Annotated in this window: 17 protein-coding genes; 12 read left to right on the plus strand and 5 right to left on the minus strand. The window is 55.6% G+C overall.

Going from position 1 to position 21,175, the window contains the following annotated elements; translation table 11 throughout:
* Positions 1–40 precede the first annotated feature (40 nt).
* Positions 41–1,072, plus strand: a complete 1,032-nt coding sequence (locus BHK98_RS12420; protein WP_075714663.1) for a hypothetical protein — start codon at positions 41–43, stop codon at positions 1,070–1,072.
* 135 nt (positions 1,073–1,207) lie between these two features.
* Here the strand turns inward: BHK98_RS12420 and cytX are convergent, their stop codons facing one another.
* The 4 genes from cytX to thiM all read right to left on the minus strand — a co-directional run bounded on the left by cytX (position 1,208) and on the right by thiM (position 4,762).
* Positions 1,208–2,410, minus strand: a complete 1,203-nt coding sequence (cytX, locus tag BHK98_RS12425) for a putative hydroxymethylpyrimidine transporter CytX (protein ID WP_342718842.1) — start codon at positions 2,408–2,410, stop codon at positions 1,208–1,210.
* Positions 2,410–3,207, minus strand: coding sequence for a bifunctional hydroxymethylpyrimidine kinase/phosphomethylpyrimidine kinase (gene thiD, locus BHK98_RS12430; RefSeq protein WP_075714667.1), 798 nt, complete (start codon positions 3,205–3,207; stop codon positions 2,410–2,412). The genes cytX and thiD overlap by 1 nt, the downstream gene beginning before the upstream one ends.
* Positions 3,208–3,312: 105 nt before the next feature.
* Entirely contained in the window at positions 3,313–3,954 is a 642-nt protein-coding gene (gene thiE / locus BHK98_RS12435) for a thiamine phosphate synthase (protein ID WP_075714668.1), read from the minus strand.
* Positions 3,941–4,762, minus strand: coding sequence for a hydroxyethylthiazole kinase (gene thiM, locus BHK98_RS12440; RefSeq protein WP_075714669.1), 822 nt, complete (start codon positions 4,760–4,762; stop codon positions 3,941–3,943). Before thiM ends, thiE begins: the two co-directional genes overlap by 14 nt.
* Positions 4,763–5,070: 308 nt before the next feature.
* On the opposite strand from thiM, the gene BHK98_RS12445 reads away from it, so the two are divergent.
* The 7 genes from BHK98_RS12445 to hpf all read left to right on the plus strand — a co-directional run bounded on the left by BHK98_RS12445 (position 5,071) and on the right by hpf (position 13,865).
* On the plus strand, positions 5,071–6,213 hold the full coding sequence (locus BHK98_RS12445; protein WP_075714670.1) for a 3'-5' exoribonuclease YhaM family protein: 1,143 nt from the start codon (positions 5,071–5,073) through the stop codon (positions 6,211–6,213).
* 67 nt (positions 6,214–6,280) lie between these two features.
* On the plus strand, positions 6,281–7,552 hold the full coding sequence (locus tag BHK98_RS12450) for a tRNA nucleotidyltransferase/poly(A) polymerase family protein (protein ID WP_075714671.1): 1,272 nt from the start codon (positions 6,281–6,283) through the stop codon (positions 7,550–7,552).
* 51 nt (positions 7,553–7,603) lie between these two features.
* Positions 7,604–9,862: an SF1B family DNA helicase RecD2 gene (gene recD2 / locus BHK98_RS12455; protein ID WP_075715210.1), complete on the plus strand. Its 2,259-nt coding sequence runs from the start codon at positions 7,604–7,606 to the stop codon at positions 9,860–9,862.
* A complete protein-coding gene (locus tag BHK98_RS12460; RefSeq protein WP_075714672.1) occupies positions 9,841–10,533 on the plus strand; it encodes a ComF family protein in 693 nt (230 codons plus the stop codon). The genes recD2 and BHK98_RS12460 overlap by 22 nt, the downstream gene beginning before the upstream one ends.
* A 440-nt stretch (positions 10,534–10,973) precedes the next feature.
* Complete coding sequence (locus BHK98_RS12465; RefSeq protein ID WP_075714673.1) at positions 10,974–12,287, plus strand: ISL3 family transposase; 1,314 nt, start codon at positions 10,974–10,976, stop codon at positions 12,285–12,287.
* 96 nt (positions 12,288–12,383) lie between these two features.
* On the plus strand, positions 12,384–13,214 hold the full coding sequence (locus BHK98_RS12470) for an MBL fold metallo-hydrolase (RefSeq protein WP_075714674.1): 831 nt from the start codon (positions 12,384–12,386) through the stop codon (positions 13,212–13,214).
* A gap of 123 nt (positions 13,215–13,337) precedes the next feature.
* On the plus strand, positions 13,338–13,865 hold the full coding sequence (gene hpf / locus BHK98_RS12475) for a ribosome hibernation-promoting factor, HPF/YfiA family (RefSeq protein ID WP_075714675.1): 528 nt from the start codon (positions 13,338–13,340) through the stop codon (positions 13,863–13,865).
* Between the two features lie 193 nt (positions 13,866–14,058).
* On the opposite strand, the gene BHK98_RS12480 is transcribed toward hpf, so the two are convergent.
* Positions 14,059–15,621 (minus strand): sodium:solute symporter family transporter, encoded by a 1,563-nt coding sequence (locus BHK98_RS12480; RefSeq protein ID WP_075714676.1) that lies wholly within the window; start codon positions 15,619–15,621, stop codon positions 14,059–14,061.
* A 231-nt stretch (positions 15,622–15,852) separates the two neighbouring features.
* Between BHK98_RS12480 and cdaA the strand changes: the two genes are divergently transcribed.
* Genes cdaA through glmS form a run of 4 tightly spaced genes read left to right on the plus strand, consistent with a single transcriptional unit; the run spans position 15,853 to position 21,142 of the window.
* Positions 15,853–16,716: a diadenylate cyclase CdaA gene (cdaA, locus tag BHK98_RS12485; RefSeq protein WP_075714677.1), complete on the plus strand. Its 864-nt coding sequence runs from the start codon at positions 15,853–15,855 to the stop codon at positions 16,714–16,716.
* Positions 16,703–17,920, plus strand: coding sequence for a CdaR family protein (locus BHK98_RS12490; protein WP_075714678.1), 1,218 nt, complete (start codon positions 16,703–16,705; stop codon positions 17,918–17,920). Before cdaA ends, BHK98_RS12490 begins: the two co-directional genes overlap by 14 nt.
* Positions 17,921–17,935: 15 nt before the next feature.
* Positions 17,936–19,288: a phosphoglucosamine mutase gene (gene glmM, locus BHK98_RS12495; RefSeq protein WP_075714679.1), complete on the plus strand. Its 1,353-nt coding sequence runs from the start codon at positions 17,936–17,938 to the stop codon at positions 19,286–19,288.
* Between the two features lie 15 nt (positions 19,289–19,303).
* The gene (glmS, locus tag BHK98_RS12500; RefSeq protein WP_075714681.1) at positions 19,304–21,142 is read left to right on the plus strand and encodes a glutamine--fructose-6-phosphate transaminase (isomerizing); all 1,839 of its coding nucleotides are present in this window, start codon (positions 19,304–19,306) and stop codon (positions 21,140–21,142) included.
* The last annotated feature ends 33 nt before the right edge of the window (positions 21,143–21,175 follow it).

The following is a 21,175-nucleotide window of genomic DNA, read 5'->3' on the forward strand; positions in this document are numbered from 1 at the left end:
CGGGGAAAACGCCGCGGAAGGTCATAGAAAGGAGAACGGTATGGAGAATCAGAGAACGTATAATTTGAGGGGACTGCAGCTTGTCTTCTGGGGGATGCTGCTGGAATTTCTGATCTGCGGAATCGGAGGCGCAGTCAGTTCCGTTGTTTCAAACACTATGGGAGAGGGGATTTCATCAGGAAATCTGGCCACAGTGATTCTGGTGATCGCCGTCCTGGTTTTCACTCTGCTGATTATCGCGGGGCTCAGCAGGGTCAGGAGTTATTCGGACAAATTCCGAAAGGCGAGAAACTATTATATCTGGAATATTCTGCTGGCGCTTCTGGCAGGCGCGGTCGTGTTCGTCGGCGCATTCCTGATCCTCGGTTCGATGGATGATAACGGCAATACCACGATGCCGAAGGAAACAGGACTGGTCATTGTCACTGTCGCAGTCGTTTTGTCGGTGATTTCCGCCGTCATCCACATCCTCTGCATCAAGAATCTGATGGGCGGCTGTGCGCAGATCGCCATGGCTCATGAAGACAAAAAATATTCCAGAAAATGCACCCGCACATGGGTGGAATATGTGGTTCTGACGATAGCTGCCGTTGTTCTGAGTCTTATGGCGCTGATCTCCGGAGGAAAAGGGCTGATTCAGTCCATCAGTGAACACGGCGGTACGATCCGGAACATTTCAGATATGGCCGGAAATATGGATAACGCACTGATTCTTATAGGCGGGGCGATCCTCTGCATGATCCTTCTGGTTGTCGTGTATATCGGCGCGATTGCGAGAGTGCACGGCACATACAGCCGGTTCAATAAAATTCCGCTTCCGGGACAGGAACCGGAAGAGGCTGAGGCTGCTGCGGGAGCGACAAAGCAATCCGCGACCGGCGGAACAGTTACGCCTGCGCCCGCCGCTCCTGCAAGACCTGCGGCGCCTGCCGGAGCCGTCGCTCCTGCGCAGAGGCCGGCACAGCCGCGGCAGCCACAGAGGCCGGCGCAGCCGCAGAAAGGATCCGGGAAGGGCAGTCTGCCGGATCTGCCGGACATTCCGGATATTTCAGACAGAGAGGACGGAAAATAAATCGCAAAAAACGCGGATGCGGGAATGAGAACCTGCATCCGCGGAAACAGCTTGAAAAAAGGCAGAGCCGTATCTGACTGTCTCCCGGCAGGGAGGCGATGATACAGTTCTGCCTTTTCTGCGACTGCATTGTGTCTACACTGCGTCCCGGTTCTGTTCACTGCGGGCGCCCTGACGCGCGGCGGCCAGCTTTCCCGCGATGACGGCGATGACAGTGGTGATCAGCATATCCGGCAGGGTACTGCCGCAGATCAGATCCTTTGTCATCAGGAAACGATACAGCAGGAAGCCGATGAGCCAGATGGTCAGATTCCGCCAGTTAAACGCCGTGCTTCCGGAGTCGGTGCGAAGAATAAAGAAGTCGGCGATCATGACGGCGATCATCGGCGCGAATACCGATCCGATTAAATAAAGGAAAGACGTGATGTCATCCATGGGGAAGAGGATGGCACACACTGTACCGGCAACGGCAACGATTACAGCACAGATCTTTCCGTTGATTTCAGAGCGGATGGACACCGCGGAAATTCCGGCGGAATACGCGTCCATGAATGTCGTGGTGACGGTGGAGAAAACGATAATCAGCAGACCGGCGACGCCGAGCCCCGCCTTCAGCATGATCTGAGAAATATCATAGGTTCCGGTGAAAATCGCCGCGCCCATTCCGATCAGGTACATCCAGCAGCTTACCAGTCCGTAGGTCACGGCGCTGCCCAGCGTCGCGGCGAAGGGCTTCTCGGCCTCGCGGGTGTAATCGCTGATGAGGGGCAGCCAGGAGAGGGGCATGGCCACCGCAAGCTCCACCGCCGCGCCGAACGTGATTCCGTCCGAGATAGCGTACCGGCTGCTGCTGCCGCTGAAGAAGATGACCTTGCAGAGAACGAGAGTCAGAATAAACAGCGCCGTCATTGTGATTACGTTGATTTTCCCCAGATTTGTAATACCGATGAACAGCCACAGGCAGATCAGCGCGCCGATAATCAGGCACCAGACCCAGGCGCCGGTTTTCAGCACGGCATTCGCCGACAGCGCGCCGTCATAAATCATAATCGCGGTCCAGCCCACCAGCTGCAAGACGTTCAGAAAAGCGAACAGCAGGCCGCCCCGGGCTCCGAAGCTCATCTTTGTGGTCTCCATCGCACTGCGCCGCGTCCGCGCGCCGATGTACCCCGCCAGAAACAGCAGGACGCACCCGATCAGATGTCCGGTCAGAATCGCTGCGATTCCGCGAGTCATGCCTAGGGGCGCAAAATAAGTTCCGGTCAGAATCTCGGCGATGGACACGCCGGCGCCGAACCAGATCAGTCCGTTTTCAAATATTGTAGTTCTCCGTTCCATCAATACTCTCCCTTCACTGCAAAGGCGTGATCCATCGGTCCTGATCCCTTTCCGAGATCCAGCATGGCCGACAGCGCGCCGGAAATATACCGTTTGGCGGCAGCCACAGACTCTGTCAGATCCCGGCCCTTCGCCAGGTTTGCGGCGATTGCGCTGGACAGAGTGCATCCGGTGCCGTGCGTGTTGGGATTGTCGATGCGCTTTCCGGGGAACCATTCCGCTCCCTCTGCGCCGTACAAAAGATCATTGGCGGCGTTCACGTCGTGCCCGCCCTTGAGCAGTACGCAGCAGCCGAATTTTTCATAAATCAGGCGGGCCGCCGATTCCATTTCCGCCGCGTTCCGGATCTGTCCTCCTGACAGAACCTCCGCCTCCGGAATATTCGGCGTGATGACCGTCGCGAGCGGCAGAAGCCGCGCACACAGCGTTTCAATCGCATCGTCTGAAATCAGGCGAGCTCCGCTGGTGGCCACCATTACCGGGTCCACGACAATATTGCGGGCCTCGTACCTCGTCAGCCGGTCCGCGATAACCTCGATGAGATTTGATGCGGAAACCATGCCGACCTTGACAGCGTCGGGGTAGATGTCTGTGAAAACGGCGTCCAGCTCCTCCGCCAGAAATTCCGGCGTGACGTTCATGATGTCGGTTACGCCGGTGGTATTCTGGGCGGTAAGCGCCGTGACAGCGCAGGTCGCGAAGACGCCGTTTACGGTCATGGTCTTCAGATCCGCCTGGATCCCGGCGCCTCCGCCGGAGTCCGATCCGGCGATTGTTAATGCGGTTTTTTTCTTCATTACGATTCTCCTTGCATTAATTTTATTGCGCGACGGAAAGTGGTGCCCCCGATCCGCCGCGTGGTATTAACTTGTTTTCTGTGCCTCAGCGGTGAATCCTCTGATTCAGCGGCTGACCATTTCGGAGACGGCCGACTTCAGCCGTTTAGTGGCAGATTCGATTTCCGGCTGCCCGAAAATCGCGCTGATTACAGCGACGCCGCAGATTCCGGAGCCGGCCAGTTCCATAACGTTCTGTTCAGTGATCCCGCCGATCGCGATGACAGGAATTGTGACAGCTTCGCAGATTTTCCGGAGCGTCTCATGGGTAACCGGCCTGGCGTCGTCCTTGGAGCCGGTGGGAAAAACAGCTCCCACTCCGAGATAATCAGCGCCCCGCTGTTCGGCCCTGACCGCTTCCTCCACGGTGCACGCCGAGACTCCCAGAATCCTGTCCGGACCGATTAACGCCCGTACATCGCCGGCCTCCATATCGCTCTGCCCCACGTGAATCCCGTCCGCGTCCACCTCCATGGCGAGCGCAACGTCGTCGTCCAGAACAAAGGGAACCCCGCAGGCTCTGCACAGATCGCGGATTTCCAGAGCCTCCTTCCGGAATGCGTCGTGTTCCATATTCTTTTCCCGAAGCTGTACAAAGGTCACGCCGCCCCTGAGTGCGGCCTCAACCTGCTGGCGCAGGGTTTCCCGTCCGGTCCAGTGGCGGTCCGTCACGGCGTAAAGCAGCAGATTTTCTCTATCGGATTTCATATTTCGCACCTTCTTCCAGCTGCTGTCCGTCCATATTGCAGATTGCGTCGATGATGCGATTCCGGTAGGTGGAGTTTCCGTCGCCCTCCTGCATCCGGCTCCATCCGATTTCGCCGGCGAGTCCCATGGCGCACACCGCTGCGGCGGTCGCCTCCAGTGGAGTCTGCGGATTTGCCGCGAGGAACGCGGCGGTGATGCCGGAAAGCTGACAGCCTGTGCCGGTGATGCGGCTCATTTCCGGACGTCCGTTGCGGATGACGAAGCATCGTTTTCCGTCGCTGACCAGATCGATGGCGCCGGTGACGGCAATGATGCAGCCTGTTTCCGCGGCAATGCTCCGTACAAAATCCACGCCCTCGTCGACGTTGTGCTCTGTAATGGCGTCTGCGACGTCTGCATCCACTCCCCGCGTGGTGCCCGAGCCTGTGGCGATGGTCCGGATTTCCGAGATGTTCCCCCGGATCACGTCGAATCTGATTTTGTTCATTAGGCCCCGGGCGGTTTCCGTGCGAAGCCTGCTTGCGCCTGCGCCCACCGGATCCAGAAGGATTTTGTGCCCGAGTTCTCCGGCCCGTCTGCCTGCCGCGTACATGGCCTCGATGCTCCGGTGGTTCAGCGTGCCGATGTTGATGTTCAGAGCGCTGCAGATAGAGGTGATGTCCTCCACGTCCTCCGGCTCATCGCTCATGATGGGGCTCGCCCCGCACGCCAGGATCGCGTTGGCCACATCATTTACAGTGACGTAATTGGTGATGTTGTGAACGAGGACTGATCCCGCTCTGAGATTGTCAAATTGTTCTTTTAACATAATGTTTCCTTCCTGCGACAAAAAACCGGACCTTCTGCGGCCCGGTGAAGTCCCTTTTCTTTCCCTACGTTGGCATTATCCAAATCAGGTTACGGGTCAAAGCTGCCGCTTACTCTCAGCCTGCCTCTGCAAGCTCCCCTTGTGGTTTTATACAATCCCATTATACACGGAAATTTCAAATGTGCAAGGGGCGGTATAGCGCGCGGTACAGATTTATGATATAATATCCTCGTGCGGAAACGCGGCTGCCCCTGTTCCGGAGACGGCCGCGCCGCCTAAGTTATTTCAGCAAATGACGGAGACCGAAATTGAAACAATTCTACGTAAATAAACTGAAAAAAGACATGGAGATCATGGATTTCTTCATGGTTCGGATGATCGGAATCAAGATCGGATCGAACGGAAAGCAGTACCTTGATATCACGCTGGGTGACAAGACCGGTGAAGTGCACTCCAAGAAGTGGGATGTCAGCGAGGCGGAGGCGCCGTCGCTGAACGCCATGAAGGAGGGCGATCTGGTCAAGGTCAAGGCTACGGTGACGGAGTGGCAGAATCAGACGCAGCTGCGGATCATGCGGATCCGGAAGGCCGTGCCCCAGGACGGCTGTGAGATTGCCGACTATATCAAAGCCGCGCCGGAACGTCCGGAGGAAATGTATGATTATATTTATAACGCGGCAGACGCCATGGCGGATCCGGATCTGCGCAGGCTCTGCACACGGGTGATGAAGGATAACCGGGAGAGAATCATGTACTATCCGGCGGCCACCCGCAACCACCACGCGGAGTATGCGGGACTGCTGTTTCATATGAAGAGGATGCTCATGACCGGGCTCAGGGTCTGTGAGGTCTACACAGATCTGGACCGCGATCTGGTGGCGGCGGGCGTCATCGTTCACGATATACAGAAGCTCTTTGAGATCGAGTCCGATCACAACGGCGTTTCGCCGGGCTATTCCTTTGAGGGACAGCTGCTGGGACATATTGTGATGGGCGTCAAATATCTCGACGAGCTGACCCGTGAACTCGGATTTCCGAGGGAAAAGGCGCTGATGCTGGAGCACATGGTTCTGTCCCACCATTACGAGCCGGAGTACGGAAGTCCAAAGAAGCCTTTGTTCCCGGAGGCGGAGGTGCTTCACTATCTGGATATTCTGGACGCCAGGCTCTTCGATATGTTCGATGCACTGGCTCCCGCGGAACCGGGAACCTTTTCCGACCGTGTCTGGACGCTGGACAACCGCAGGCTGTACAAGCCTTCCACTGCACCGCGGCCGGAGGGAACGGAGAACGGTGACGCCGGAGCGGCGGGAACGCCGGGGACCGGACAGGGGAAACCGCACCTGGACGGCGCCGCGGCTCGTCCGAAGACCTCGAGAGAGCGCATGGAGGACCGGGATACTGCGATCGGCAGAGCACTGAAGGCGGCGCAGACGGAAATGAAGCTGTAAAACCGGTGTCTGTAAGGGTAGGACAGGCAGCGGTCAGTAAAATATATCAAACGAGGAGGATGGATCATTGATCAAGTTCGACAAGGATGTTCACGGGGCGATGAAGGCGCTGGAGAAGGAAGGCTTCGAGACCTATGTGGTCGGCGACTGCATAATCGAATGGGCGCTGGGTGAATCTCCCTGGGAATGGGATATGGTGACAAAGGCAGATTCGGAGACGATCCGGCGGATCTTCCCGGAGGCGGAGGTCGCGGATGAGAGAAACGGAATCTTTCGTCTGGATTTCACCTATGAGGAGGAGGACGAGTTCGGAGAGACCTCGGTGAAGGGTTCGACCTGCGATATCGCGACGATGGAGGGCACGATTGAAGAGGAGGTGTCAGGCTACGGCTTCACCGCGGCCGCCATCGCGGACAATCCGGAGCGTACTCTGGTGGATCCGTACGGCGGAATGGAGGATATCCGGAACCGGCTGCTGAAGACGGTGAAGGATCCGGACGAGCTGTTCCGCGAGGAGCCGATCCGCATGATGCAGGCGATGCGCTATGTTTCCCAGTACGGGTTCGATCTTCAGAAAGGAATGGCGGACGCCATTGTGCGGAACTGGCGGCTGCTTCTGGATCATCTGGTCGGACCCGTCCGGCAGGAGCTGGAGCTGGTGCTGACCGGAAGCAACACCGGAAAGGCGCTGAATATGATGGCGGATACGGGACTGATGGCGGCCGTCTACGGCGAAGAGGTCGCGCGCAAAATGAGCTCCGGTGAGGGGCAGCAGTTCATCACGCTGTGCGAGAACATCGACAAGACCAGGCCGGTGCGGCTCCGGAGACTGGGACTCTTTTACACGGTTCTCAACGAAAAACGGGGGCTTGCGGCGATTGAGCGCATGAATTTCGATCAGGCGACGGAAACGAGACTGAAGGAAGCGATGACAGAGATTCTGAAGGTCACGTTCCTCTCCAATACGCAGGACCTGAAGCGGTACATCTATGAGAACGGCTACCAGAAGTACAATTATCTTCATAATCTCACAAAGGCTCAGCGCATCGTCTACGATCATCCGGCCATGAAGATTGAGGCGAGGAACGCGCTGCTGAAGTCGGTGCAGGAGAACAACGAACCGATCTTTGTGGAGGATCTCTGCATCGACGGAAATGACATCATGGAGGCGGGAATCACCGATGAGCCGGAGAAGGCCGAAGAACTTCTGCATCTCGTGGTCGCCAAGGTACATCAGGATCCGCGGAATAATGACCGGAAGTATCTTCTGAAGATGGCGAAGAAATACAGCAAAAGCAAGCTCAGCGCCAACAGCCGCTACGTTCACTGGCTGCGGTAGAGTGCGGCAGAGCGGGCGGATCCGGCGATGGAGCCGCGGGATCGGGAGAGTATGGAAACAAAAAAAGGCGTACTGACAGAGATCATATTTCATAACGATGAAAACGGGTACACGATTGCCGACATGGAGACAGATGATGAGCTTCTGACGGTTGTGGGCAATCTTTCTTCCGCGGCGAAGGGTACCTGTTTTGAGCTTACCGGCACCTTCAAGACCCATCCGCGTTACGGAGAGCAGTTTGTATTCACTGAGGCGAAGGAGGTTCTGCCCACCAGCCGCGCCGGCATCGAGGGCTTCCTGGCTTCCGGGATTATTAAGGGAATCGGCCCCAAGACGGCCGGTGCGATTGTTGCGAAATTCGGGGAGGAGACCCTGCAGATTATTGAAAAGCAGCCGGAACGGCTTTGTGAGGTTTCGGGAATCGGATCGAAGAAGGCCGATGTCATTGCGGCGTCCTTTGCGGAGCACCGTGAGTTCGCGGATGTGAGTCTGTTCTTCCAGGGTTACGGCGTGTCTGCCGCACAGACACTGCGCCTGTATAAGGGCTATGGAAAGGACGCGGTTTCCCTGATTCAGGAGAATCCGTACCGGCTGGCGGACGAGCTGTACGGCTTCGGGTTCCGGAGGGCGGACGAGGTGGCGGCCAGAATGGGCGTGGCGCCGGACAGTCCGTTCCGGATTCAGAGCGGGATACGGTACGGACTGATGAGTTATGTCAGCGACGGGAGCACCTTCGTTCCACAGGAGGTTCTGTGTGAGAAGGTGGCGCAGATTCTGGATCTCACCCGGGAGCAGGTGAAGGACGAACTGGTGAACATGGCGTTTACCGGCGATGTGCAGCTCGACACCATCCGTGACGAGCAGGTGGTCTATCTTTACAGTTATTATCTTGCAGAACAGAAGGTATGCCGCAATCTCGTCGCCATCGCCCACGGCGACCTGAAGGCTCCGGCCGCTGATATAAAAAGAAGCATTGAAATGACAGAGAAGTCCACCGGGCTCCACCTGTCGGAGAAGCAGAAATCCGCAGTGCTCCGCGCCGTGACCTCCGGAATCTCGGTAATCACCGGAGGTCCGGGAACCGGAAAGACAACGATCATCAACACGATCATCAACGTCTTTGAGGAGAGCGGTTTCAAGGCGGCAATCGCTGCTCCGACAGGAAGGGCCGCGAAGCGGATCACAGAGACCTCCGGCCATTACGCATCAACGATTCACCGACTTCTGGAATATTATTATTCGGAAGGCATGGACGAAATGCAGTTCGGGAAAAACGCGGAGGATCCGCTGGATTACGATGTGGTCATCATCGATGAAGCTTCCATGATCGATCTGCTTCTGATGCAGAGCCTGACAGAGGCGATCCGGCCCGGAACCCGTCTGATTCTGGTGGGGGACAGTGATCAGCTGCCGTCCGTCGGGGCGGGGAACGTTCTTACGGATATCATAGAAAGCGGCATGATTCAGACCTCCCGCCTGACGGAGATTTACCGGCAGGCAGAGGAGAGCATGATCGTGGTCAATGCCCACCGCATCAATCACGGGGAATATCCGACGCTGAACGGAAGAGACACGGACTTTTTTTTCATGGAGCGGAGCAGCGAGAAAGAGATTCAGCGTCTGATAACCGAGCTCGTGACGCGGCGGCTGCCTGCGTATTATGGAGTTGATTCTGTCGGGGAAATTCAGGTTCTTTCACCGACAAAGAAGGGCCCGGTGGGCACCGTGGAGCTGAACGGTATTCTGCAGGAGGCCTGCAACCCGGCGTCGCCGGACGCCGCAGAAAAGAAGTTCGGAGATCACGTTTTCCGAACCGGCGACAAGGTGATGCAGATACGCAATAATTATCAGATGGAGTGGAAGATTCCCGGCGTCGCCCAGAGCGGGCAGGGCGTGTTCAACGGGGACGTGGGCTTCATCCAGGCGATCGATAACGAGTACGGCAGCCTCACGGTGCTGTATGACGATGAGCGTTATGTCCAGTATGATTTTTCTCAGCTGGATGAGCTTGAGCTGGCTTACGCCGTGACGGTGCACAAAAGTCAGGGCAGCGAGTTTCCCGTCGTGGTCATGCCGGTTTCCTGGTTCCCGCCCATGCTGGCGACCAGAAATCTGCTCTATACGGCGGTGACCCGCGGTAAGCGGATCGTGGTTCTCGTGGGCTCAGAGAACCGGATGCGCGCCATGATTGACAACGACCGGATCCGGCTGAGGTATTCCGGCCTGCAGGACCGGCTCGGCAGGATGATGGAATTTGAAGAGACTGACATCGGGAAGGAGGAATCCGTGTGGGACGACCGGGACGTTTAACGCCGGCAGGGGTGCGGGCGTTTGTGGAATCGGTTCTGGATCTGATCTACCCGCCGTCGCTGTATTGCAGCTGCTGTGGAAATCTGATTGACGAAACCAGAACGTATAACCTTTGTGATCACTGCATCCGGCATATCCGATGGGATCAGGATCCGCCGCGGGAGCGGGACGGGATGCGGACGCTGCGCTGCGCGCAGTACGGGATCTATGAGAGAACACTGATTTTTTCCTTAAAATACAACGGTCACAGATATATCGCGAGGGATATTGCAGAAATGATGCGGGATCGGCTTGAGGGCTCCGGCATCTTTTTTGATGTCATCGTACCTGTTCCGCTGAATCCATCGAAGGAGCGGGCGCGCGGCTTCAATCAGGCGGCGCTGATCGCGAAGCATCTCGGCAGGCTTACGGGCGCGGATTTTGTTCCCAGAGCACTGCGAAGAACGAGAGACACCCGGCCGATGCGGGGGCTTTCGCCGACGGAGCGGGAGGAAAATATTCGCGGAAGCATTGAACCTGACATGGAGACCGCGGAAAGAATCCGCGGGCGGACGGTACTGCTGCTGGATGATTTCTACACCACCGGGGCAACCGCTCTGGAATGCAGAAAGGCGCTGATGCACGCAGAGCCGGCAGATGTGATTTTCATCGCGTTCGCGGCAAAATACTGAAGGTGCTGCGGCGAAATACTGAAGGTTTTCCGTTGAAACGAGGCGCGTTTACTGATATACTTGGAATTAACGTTTCCGGGGTCTGTGGTTGAAAATCCAGGCCAGGCGCGGGCGAAGGGATCCACGTAAACCGCCGCGGAAGGCGGCGACTATCATGGCGCGCTCTAGATGTAAGTCCTCGGTAAAATACCGGTCAAGGCGAGTGTGGGGGCAAAGACCAGGTCAGCCCGGAGACGTTTTTCTTATTTCTCAGACAGACCCGCGAGGTGATTCAGGAAGGCAGGAATGCGGAAATGAAATGGAAAACGCCGGAAAAAAGGGCTCTTCATCAGCATGTGTGGGTGACTGAAGTGCCGTGACCCTTGAAAACAATTGAAAAAGCATACAATTTCCTGTAGGATATTTTTTGCAACAAAAATCTCTTACGTAAAGGAATCTGTATGCTTACCAAAACAATACTCAAAAAAGCACTGAATGTCAAGCACACTGCCATCGATAATGTAACTTTTGGTTCGGACGATTCGATTATCGTCCGTGTTCACCCGACGAAGGGCGAACAATGCCGCTGCGGCAAATGCGGCCGGAAAGCTCCGAGATATGATGCCGGCAGCGGGATCAGGCGCTGGCGGACCTGTGACATGAACACGCATAAAACGTATCTGGAGTCAGAGGTCTATCGGGTCAACTGCCCCGAGCATGGTGTTGTTGCCTGTGCTGTTCCATGGGCCAGGCACGACTCGGCATTCACATACGATTTCGAGCATATGACTGCATGGGTCGCGGTGAACTGTTCCCGTAAGGTAACGGCTGAGTTCATGCGGATCTCATGGAACACTGTCGGTCCGATCATCAGTCGGATCCGGCAAGATGCGGACTTCGATCCAAAGAGCCGTTTCGATGGACTGGTGAACATCGGCGTCGATGAGACCAGCTACAAGAAGGGCCACAAATATATTACGGTCATTGTGAACCATGATACCGGCAAGGTCATCTGGGTTCACGAAGGACATGGAAAAGGTGTCTTCTCCCTGTTCTTCAAGCAGCTGACAAAGGAGCAGAGAGCTTCTATACAGCTTGTTTCCGGCGACGGCGCCAAATGGATCCAGTCCTGTATAGATGAATACTGTCCCGATGCCGAACGCTGCATCGATCCCTTCCATGTTGTCCAGTGGGCCATGGAAGCTCTGGACAAAGTCCGCGCTGCCGCCTGGAACGATGCCCGTAAGAAGGTCTCTTCTGAGACGAAGCGCAAACCGGGAAGGCCATCCGGGGATACGCCAAAGCCGGATACCACAGCGAAGGACATCAAATCCAGTAATTTCGCTCTTGGAAAGGCTCCGGAGAACCTGACCGAGAAGCAACGGGCAAAGCTTGAACTGATTGCCAGGAAAGACAACCGCCTGTATCGGGCATACCTTCCGAAGGAAGAACTGCGGCTGGTGTTCCATTACGGATTGGATGCAGGGAAGGAACAACTGAATCGCTTCATCAAGTGGGCACAGCACTGCAGGATCCCGGAGTTCGTGGAACTGCAGCGAAAGATCCGCCGGCACTACGATGCAATTCTGGCAACTCTGGAGCACAAGCTGTCCAATGCGCGCATTGAGGCAGTCAACAACAAGATCAAGCTGACGATCCGTATGGCTTACGGATTCAGAAACATTGACAACATGATGGACATGATCATGCTGCGATGCTCAGATATCGAGGTGAGTCTGCCGTGGAAAGGTCAGATTTTGACCCACACATGTTGATGATGCCTCGAAAAAAGACCGTATTACAGTAAGTACAGACAGATTGATATCCGGAACGGACAGGGGTGGTACGAGTGCTACGAGCTTCCGGGGGATGTGTATGCTGTCTGTGAACCGCAGCATCTGCAGGAGGTTAACGTTTTCCTTATTTTCGGGGAAAGCCGCGTGCTGATGCTCGATACGGGAATGGGAATCTGTGACATCCGGCCGGTCATCGAGGAGCTTGTTGCTCTGCGGTGCGGGGCGCAGGCCGGAGAGATGCTGGACAATCTGATTGTCGTGAACTGCCATCTTCATTTCGACCACACCGGAAACGCGTGGAGATTTCCGGAAATCGTGACTGCAGATGCTCCGATCGTGCGCAGGCAGGCCAGAGAGGGGGTTCCCCATGAGCCTCTGGCGAATCAGGCCGATGAGGATATGTTTCTGTTCGGCTATCCGGAGGGCTTTGTTCCGGAAGACTACTGCATACGGCCTTATCGTATCCGGTGCTGTGAGGACGGCCACCGGTTCCGGCTGGGAGGACGCGAGGTGGAATTCATCACGACTCCCGGTCATACGGAGGATCACGCGATGCTGTACGATCACCGGGACGGCATTCTCTTCGCAGGGGATATGATTTACTTCGGCGTGATTTACGTCCAGTTCGACAACGAGATTCTGGGGCATTCCGATATACAGGAATACATCGATTCGCTGGAGAAGGTGAAGCGCCGCTGTCCGAACATGAGGAGCATTTACGTTTCGCATAATGATTTTATAACGGATCTGAGTGCGATCGACAAAATCAGGGATGCGCTGATTGCGGTGCGGGACGGCGAGGCAGCGGGAGAGCCGCTTCGGGATGAGAAATACGGGTATTACGGAGATCCCTCCACAATGCGGCAGTACCGGTTCGACGGATTTTCTGTTGTGGCCGGGAAATAAAAAGGCTTTCCGTTGCGGGAAGGTTTTCGCTATGATATAATAATGTTGACCTGAGATATTGATTTCAGGTCTGCATATAAAAGCGCTTCAGCAATCATGCGGAAGCGGAAAGGAAGGTCACATATGAAGGTAAACATCACAGGGAAGAATTTTAACACGTATGATCGCCTGCAGGAGACCGTGGAAAAGAAACTCGACAAGCTCGACAAGTATTTTTCAGATGAAGCGACAGCGAAAGTCGTTTTGTCAAAAGAGAGGGGAAGAGACAAAATTGAGGCAACGATCAACGCCAAGGGCGCTGTGTTCAGAGCGGAGGAGGTTACCGATGACATTTACGAGGGAATCGACCTGGCGGTAGACAAGCTGGCCAGCCAGATGTCCAGATTCAAAGGAAAACTGAGGAAACGCTATAACGACAATAAAGCTCTGAAGTTTGAATTCATGCCTGAACCGGAGACGGAAACGGAGGAGGCGAAAGTCGTCAAGGCCAAGAAATTCCAGCTGGAGCCCATGTCCGAGGACGAGGCCGTCCTGCAGATGGAGATGCTGCAGCACGATTTCTTCGTATTCCTGAATATGGAGACGGACAGCGTTAATGTCGTATATAAGAGAAAAGACGGAAATTACGGATTGCTGGAGACAACCTACTGATCTCTCAGCTCCGTATTGACGGATAAAATGCGGGGGCCGCCCGCCGGACCGATGATGCTTCATCGTCCGGTGAGCGGCCCTTCTGCGTGTGCGGCGCGGCCGTGATGTGGTGCAGTGCGGTCACGGTGCGGCGCAGTTGACGGCATTCCCGCGGCTGCAGCGCCTCGCAGCACCTCGCCGCCGGAGCGGCGTACTATTTGTCCCGGTCTCCGAGCACTGTTTTGGCATGAACGACAACGGAACGGTCATAGCAGCGGAACATGTCATCAACACCTGCGGGCGCAGTTCTTTGTGTAAGGAGAGAGACGACAGGGACGATCAGCAGGGAGACGACCATGGAGAACACGCCGGAATACAGGGAATTCCGGAAGATCCAGCGGAGGACGGGGCCGGCTGGGGTGAAGAGGCCGAGGGAGGTGCAGAGCTGGAGCAGCATCATAACCGTTCCGAATCCGAAGGCGGTCAGTACAGACGCGCGGGTGGTTTTTTTCCAGTAGAGTCCGTAGAGGAAGGGGGCCAGGAAGGAGCCGGACAGGGCGCCCCAGGAGACTCCCATAAGCTGTGCGATGAAGGTGATCCTCGAACGGGCCTGTACGATGGCAATGGCCGCCGAGATGACGATGAAAACCGCGATGAAAATCCGCATGACAGTCATTTTCTGCGCCTCGCTCATTCTGTTTCCCCGCAGCGGATCGATGAAGTCCAGTGTCAGCGTAGAGCCGGAGGTCAGCACCAGTGAGGACAGGGTGGACATGGACGCGGACAGCACGAGAATCAGAACGACGCCGATCAGGATATCCGGAAGGCCGGAGAGCATGGTCGGAATGATGCTGTCCATTCCGTTTGCCTGCACCTCCTGCTCCGTGGTGAACAGGTGTCCGAAGCCGCCGAGAAAGTAACAGCCTCCAGCCACGATGATAGCGAAAAAAGTCGATACGATGGTGCCGGTTTTGATGCTGCGCTCATTGTCGATCGCATAGAATTTGCTGACCATCTGCGGAAGCCCCCAGGTACCGAGCGAGGTGAGGAGGACGACAATCAGCAGATACAGCGGCTGCGGGCCGAAAAAGGATACGTAGGCGCCCTTCATCACAGGAGAACTGACCTCCGACATTTTTACCAGCGAACTCATGAACCCGCCGTTCTGCGCGAGGACCGCGAGGATGACCGCGACGATGCCGGCCAGCATGATCAGTCCCTGGATAAAATCGTTGATGGCCGTGGCCATATAACCTCCGGCGATTACATAGATCGCGGTCAGCAGCGCCATGACGATGACGCAGATTGAATAATCCACGTTGAAGGCCATGCGGAACAGCCGGGACAGTCCGTTATACAGGGACGCCGTATAGGGAATCAGAAATACAAAGGTGATAAAGGAAGCCAGCACCTTCAGGCGTGCTGAGCCGTATCGCTGTCCGAAAAATTCCGGCATGGTGCGGGAGCCCAGATGCTGCGTCATGATGCGTGTCCGCCGGCCCAGAATGACCCAGGCGAGGAGAGAGCCGATAAAGGCGTTTCCCAGTCCGATCCAGGTGGAGGCGACCCCGAAATTCCAGCCGAACTGGCCTGCGTACCCTACAAAGATGACTGCGGAAAAATACGATGTGCCGTAGGCGAAGGCGGTGAGCCAGGGGCCGACTGAGCGGCCTCCCAGAACAAAACCGTTCACATCGGTGCTGTGCCGGCGGCAATAGAGGCCGATGGAAATAAATACAGAGAAAAAAGCAATCAGCAGAACTGTTTTGATTATCATATGATGAAACCTCCGATATCGTTGAAACCTGACGATCCAGCGAATGCAGCGCATCCGTGCGGGCCGATTTTTCAATTATACCGAATTCACGGGGAGGCTGTCAATGCAGAGAAAAGAATTATTCTCCGGCCCGCACAATATCCGATTCCGCACAAACTATCCCCACAGATACCTTGATATTTTGTGCCGTTTCATATACAATTAAATGGGTTGAGTAGAAGGGGATTTTTTATGCAGGAATTGCAGACATTTTTTACAAACACAATATACAGCATCGGATGGAATGATGCTTTGGACATTGCAATTACAACCTTTGTGCTTTACAAGATCCTGGAATTCATCAAGGAAACCAGGGCGCAGCAGCTGATTAAGGGGCTTGCCGTTCTGGTCATCGCCTATTTCCTGTCGGGGATTCTGAATCTTCATGTGGTTCACTGGTTCCTGGGCGGGGCGTTCACCATCGGTCTGTTCGCCCTGGTCGTGCTCTTTCAGCCTGAGCTGCGGCGCGGTCTGGAGTATATGGGCAGAAGCAAGTTTTTCCACGCCCGTCTGGTTTCCCAGGTGGACAAAGACAAGGCCAAGTTCATCTGCGATGAAATCGCGGACGCGGCCATGTCCTTCTCTGCCAGCAAGACCGGTGCGCTGATCGTGTTCGAGCGGGAGATTACGCTGGAGGATATCGCGGAAACGGGGACTCTTATTAATGCGGAGATTTCGGAAGAACTGCTGGGAAATCTTTTCTACGAGGGTTCGCCGCTGCACGACGGCGCGGTCATCATCCGCGGAGACAAGGTTTATGCGGCGGGCTGCGTGCTCCCTCTGACAGACAACAAGAATCTGAACAAAAGTCTCGGGACAAGGCATCGGGCCGGCATCGGCATCACCGAGAATTCCGACGCTCTGACTTTGATCGTCAGTGAAGAGACCGGTATCATTTCCATTGCACAGGAGGGAAAGATCACCCGGTTCCTGGACAAGAAGAGCGTGGAAAAGATTCTGTTCAACCTTTTCATCACAGAGGAAGAGGACAAAAAAATGTCCAGACTCGGAAGGCTGGGAAACCGGCTGGGAAGGGGGAAGCATGCTTCAAAGTAAAAAGGGCAATCTGATTATCTCCCTGATCCTGGCACTCACCCTCTGGTTCTATGTGGTGGGAGAGATGAATCCGACGACGAACAAGACCTTCCGCAATATCCCGATCACACTGACGAACACACAGACCCTGCAGGATAATGGAATGGCGGTCGTCAGTACCAGTTCTGAAAAGATGAGCATCACCATCACCGGTAAACGCAGCGCCGTCAACAAGGTGCGCTCCGCCGATATTTCCGCGACAGTGGACGTTTCAGAGGCCGCGGCCGGGAACAACCAGCTGCGGGTCAACATCAGCGTTCCCGGCAACGTGGATGTGAAGGATCAGAGCCTGAACCGCATTACGGTCAACGTACAGAAGCGGATCAGCGCCAGCCGTCCGGTACGCATTCTGTACAGCGGCAGCGGCGGATCGAATACAGAAGCGACGACGACCTCGGTGGATCCCAAGCAGGTCACGGTCAGCGGAGCCAGGTCGCAGGTGGAGAAGGTATCCTACGTGAAGGGGCTGGTGAACGTTTCGGATATAAAAACCAGCGAAACTGTGATTTCCGCAAGGCTGACGCCGGTGGACGCCGACGGGAACGAGGTGAGCAACGTAACTCTGTCACAGAACAAGGCGAATGTAAAAACCGTACTTTACTATACAAAGAAGGTGACACTGACCGTGCCGGTCAAGGGCGAGAACAGCGGGGACTATAAGCGGACCTGGAAGGCTCCGTCCACTGTTGTGATTAAAGGAGACCGGAACGCAATTGATAAAATCAGCAGCGTGACGGCGAAAACCATCGATCTGTCCGGCGTGACGGAATCCACTACGCTGAAAATACAGCCGAAGCTGCCGGACGGCGTGGAACTGGCGGACACCTCCGATAACCTTGCGATGAAGGTTACAGTGAAGGGCACATCGTCCGGGAATACCGGCAGCTCCAGGACATTTTCCATCAGTGGCAGGAAGGTGGATCTCACTGATGTTGACAGCGGTCTGAGCGCCAGCGTCACGACAGGCACGGTGCGTGTCACGGTTACGGGAACAAAAAATCAGCTGTCGAAGATCGATTCCGGGGACATCGGGGTGTCTGCGAGCTGCGACGGTCTGAACGAGGGAACGCACAGCGTGAGTGTCAAGGCTTCCTGCGGAAAGACCCACAGCGGCATTTCAGTGACTCCGGCGCAGATTACGGTTGTTCTGACAGAAAGCAATTAAGCGGAGGAAAAATTCATGGGGAGATTATTCGGTACGGATGGCGTGAGAGGCGTCGCCAATTCTGAGCTGACGCCTGAGCTCGCTTTCAATCTCGGAAAAGCAGGGGCGTCAGTACTGGGAGAATCCAGAAAAAACCCGATGATCATCATCGGAAAAGATACGCGTGTTTCCGGCGATATGCTGGAGAACGCACTGACAGCGGGAATTCTTGCGGTCGGCGGCAATGTGATCAAGGTGGGCGTGATTCCCACTCCTGCGGTGGCTTATCTGGTCCGTCACTATGAGGCACAGGCCGGCGTCGTGATTTCCGCGTCGCATAATCCGTTTGAATATAACGGAATTAAATTCTTCAACAGTGAAGGCTACAAGCTGGATGATTCGATTGAAGAGAAAATTGAAGATCTGATTATCCGCGGAATTGACCCCAATGCGCATATGACGGGAGAAGCGCTGGGTACCTGCATGGAGGGAGAAGAAAACGCCATGGAGATCTACCGGCGCTACCTTCTTTCCACGATTGACGTGCGTCTTGACGGAATGACCGTTGTCATGGATTGCGCCAACGGCGCGTCCTACAAGATTGCTCCTCAGGTCTATCGGGATCTCGGCGCGCGGGTGATTCCTATCGGCTGCTCGCCGAACGGGATCAACATCAACGATCATATCGGCTCCACCCACCCGGAGAAGCTGCAGCAGAAGGTCCGGGAGGAGCACGCGGACATCGGTCTCGCTTATGACGGAGACGCGGACCGCCTGATTGTAGTGGACGAAAACGGCGAGGTGATCGACGGAGACAAAACCATCTGCATTTGTGCCCGGATGCTGAAGGATGACGGAAAACTGGCGAAGAACAAGGTCACCGCGACGGTCATGAGCAATCTCGGATTTCATAAATACATTGAAAACATGGGCGCGGACGTGGACGTGACCGATGTGGGGGACCGCTATGTGCTGGAAGCCATGCTGAAAAGCGGATGTGTAATCGGCGGAGAACAGTCGGGACACATTATTTTCAGGGATTATTCGACCACAGGCGACGGCGCAGTCTCGTCCCTGCAGTTCATGAAGGCACTGAAGCGTTCGGGACGCAGGCCTTCAGAGCTTGCGGCTGAGATTACTTTGTACCCGCAGGTGCTGGTCAACGCCCGGGTCACCGGCGAGGGCAAGACTTTGTACAAGAAAGACGAAGAAGTGCTCCGCGCGGTGGAGATCATCGAAGAGAAGATGGCCGGAGACGGTCGCGTGCTGATCCGCCCCTCCGGGACGGAGCCGCTGGTCCGGATTATGATCGAGGGCCGGGACAAAGCCGCTATTTCAGAGATGGCGCAGGCGCTGGCGGATCTGATCAGCAGCAAATACGGAAAATGACGGAGGAAATCATATATGTGTGGAATTGTAGGATATACGGGACATGAAGAGGCCTGCGGGATTATTATCGACGGGCTGAAAAGGCTGGAATACCGCGGCTACGATTCAGCCGGCGTCGCGCTTCAGCAGCAGGGAAGGCTGGTTGTCCGGAAGAAAAAGGGAAAAATCGAGGATCTGGAGAAATTCATCGGGTCCGAAAGGCTGACTGGAACGACCGGGATCGGACATACCCGCTGGGCGACACACGGCGCGCCCTCGGACGTGAACGCTCATCCCCATACGAGCTCTGACGGAAGAATCGCGGTGGTTCACAACGGAATCGTGGAGAACTACGTGGAGCTCCGGCAGAAGCTGGCGGACGAGGAGAAAATTGAATTCCGCACCGAAACTGATACGGAGGTCATCGCGCAGATGATCGGCGTCAATTACCGGAAAAACGGCGGAAATCTGGAAGATGCGGTGTATGATGCGGTGCAGGAGATGCGGGGCGCATACGCCATCGGAGTCATCGCCGCTGACACGCCGGACAGAATCGTGGCGTACCGCAAGGACGCACCGCTGATTGCCGGGCTGGGAGGCGACTGCAAATTCATCGCTTCGGATATTCCGGCGCTTTTGAAATATGTTAATGATATCTACCTGATTGAGAATGACGAGATGGTGGTCTGCACGCCGGACAGCGTCCGGATTTACGACGAGAACCGCCGTCCGGTCCGCCGCGAGGTCATGAAGGTGAACTGGAGTATCGAAGACGCGGAAAAGGGCGGCTACGAGCACTTCATGCTGAAGGAGATTCACGAACAGCCGAAGGCCGTGCAGGATACGCTGCTGCGGCGCATCGATGACAACGGCAGGATCTGCCTTGACGGGATTTCTCTCACAAAGGAGGATCTGCAGAATATCACCAAAATCTATATTGTTGCCTGTGGAACGGCTTATCATGCGGGGCTGATCGGGAAGTACGCCATTGAAAAAATGGCCCGGATTCCGGTGGAGATCGATGTGGCGTCGGAGTTCCGATACAGGGACCCGGTCATCGATGACAAGACTCTGTTCATCGCCATCAGCCAGTCGGGAGAAACTCTGGATACGCTGGCAGCGCTTCGGGAGGCCAGGAGCCACGGCGCGCGGATACTGTCTGTCTGCAATGTGGTGGGGAGCTCTGTCGCCAGGGAATCGGACGATGTGTTCTATACCTGGGCGGGCCCGGAAATTGCGGTGGCGTCCACTAAAGCCTACACGACGCAGCTTGTGTGCATGTACCTGATCGCTCTGTATCTGGGTGACCTTACCGGAAATATCTCCAGAGAATATTATGACCATATCCTGGAGGAACTGATGGCCATGCCGGACAAAATACGGCAGACGCTGGAGAAGGCGCCGGAGATTGAAGAACTGGCCAGACATCTTTACAACAGAACGCAGGTGTTCTTTATCGGCCGCGGCGTGGACAGCGCCGTGGCGCTGGAGGGCTCCCTGAAGCTGAAGGAGATTTCCTACATCAACTCCTTTGCCATTGCGGCAGGGGAACTGAAGCACGGAACCATCGCGCTGATGGAGCCGGAAACCATCGTGATCGCCCTCGCCACGCAGGACCGGCTGTTTGAAAAGATGTATTCCAATATTGTGGAGGTGAAGGCGAGGATGGCGCATGTCGTTTCTATCGCCAAAGAGGGCAGCGACAAAATCGAGGCGGAGAGCACAGAGGTGATCTACATTCCGCAGTGCGACGACGAGGTCACTCCGATTCTGACGGTGATCCCGCTTCAGCTGTTCGCGTATTACGTGGCGAAAATCAAAGGGGAAGACATCGACAAACCCAGAAATCTTGCCAAATCGGTTACAGTAGAGTAGAAGGGGAAACGGCCGCGGAGCAGACGGAGAGAA

This window comes from Hornefia porci, from assembly GCF_001940235.1.
GTDB classification, from domain to species: domain Bacteria; phylum Bacillota; class Clostridia; order Peptostreptococcales; family Anaerovoracaceae; genus Aminicella; species Aminicella porci.

Excerpts from the sequence above, each read along its gene's own strand:
- BHK98_RS12420 (WP_075714663.1), top strand. The coding sequence starts at position 41 with ATGGAGAATCAGAGAACGTATAATTTGAGGGGACTGCAGCTTGTCTTC.
- recD2 (WP_075715210.1), top strand. The coding sequence starts at position 7,604 with ATGGAAACAAAAAAAGGCGTACTGACAGAGATCATATTTCATAACGAT.
- thiD (WP_075714667.1), bottom strand. The coding sequence starts at position 3,207 with ATGAAGAAAAAAACCGCATTAACAATCGCCGGATCGGACTCCGGCGGA.
- BHK98_RS12490 (WP_075714678.1), top strand. The coding sequence starts at position 16,703 with ATGCTTCAAAGTAAAAAGGGCAATCTGATTATCTCCCTGATCCTGGCA.
- cdaA (WP_075714677.1), top strand. The coding sequence starts at position 15,853 with ATGCAGGAATTGCAGACATTTTTTACAAACACAATATACAGCATCGGA.
- BHK98_RS12465 (WP_075714673.1), top strand. The coding sequence starts at position 10,974 with ATGCTTACCAAAACAATACTCAAAAAAGCACTGAATGTCAAGCACACT.
- thiM (WP_075714669.1), bottom strand. The coding sequence starts at position 4,762 with ATGTTAAAAGAACAATTTGACAATCTCAGAGCGGGATCAGTCCTCGTT.
- glmS (WP_075714681.1), top strand. The coding sequence starts at position 19,304 with ATGTGTGGAATTGTAGGATATACGGGACATGAAGAGGCCTGCGGGATT.
- hpf (WP_075714675.1), top strand. The coding sequence starts at position 13,338 with ATGAAGGTAAACATCACAGGGAAGAATTTTAACACGTATGATCGCCTG.
- cytX (WP_342718842.1), bottom strand. The coding sequence starts at position 2,410 with ATGGAACGGAGAACTACAATATTTGAAAACGGACTGATCTGGTTCGGC.
- BHK98_RS12480 (WP_075714676.1), bottom strand. The coding sequence starts at position 15,621 with ATGATAATCAAAACAGTTCTGCTGATTGCTTTTTTCTCTGTATTTATT.
- thiE (WP_075714668.1), bottom strand. The coding sequence starts at position 3,954 with ATGAAATCCGATAGAGAAAATCTGCTGCTTTACGCCGTGACGGACCGC.
- glmM (WP_075714679.1), top strand. The coding sequence starts at position 17,936 with ATGGGGAGATTATTCGGTACGGATGGCGTGAGAGGCGTCGCCAATTCT.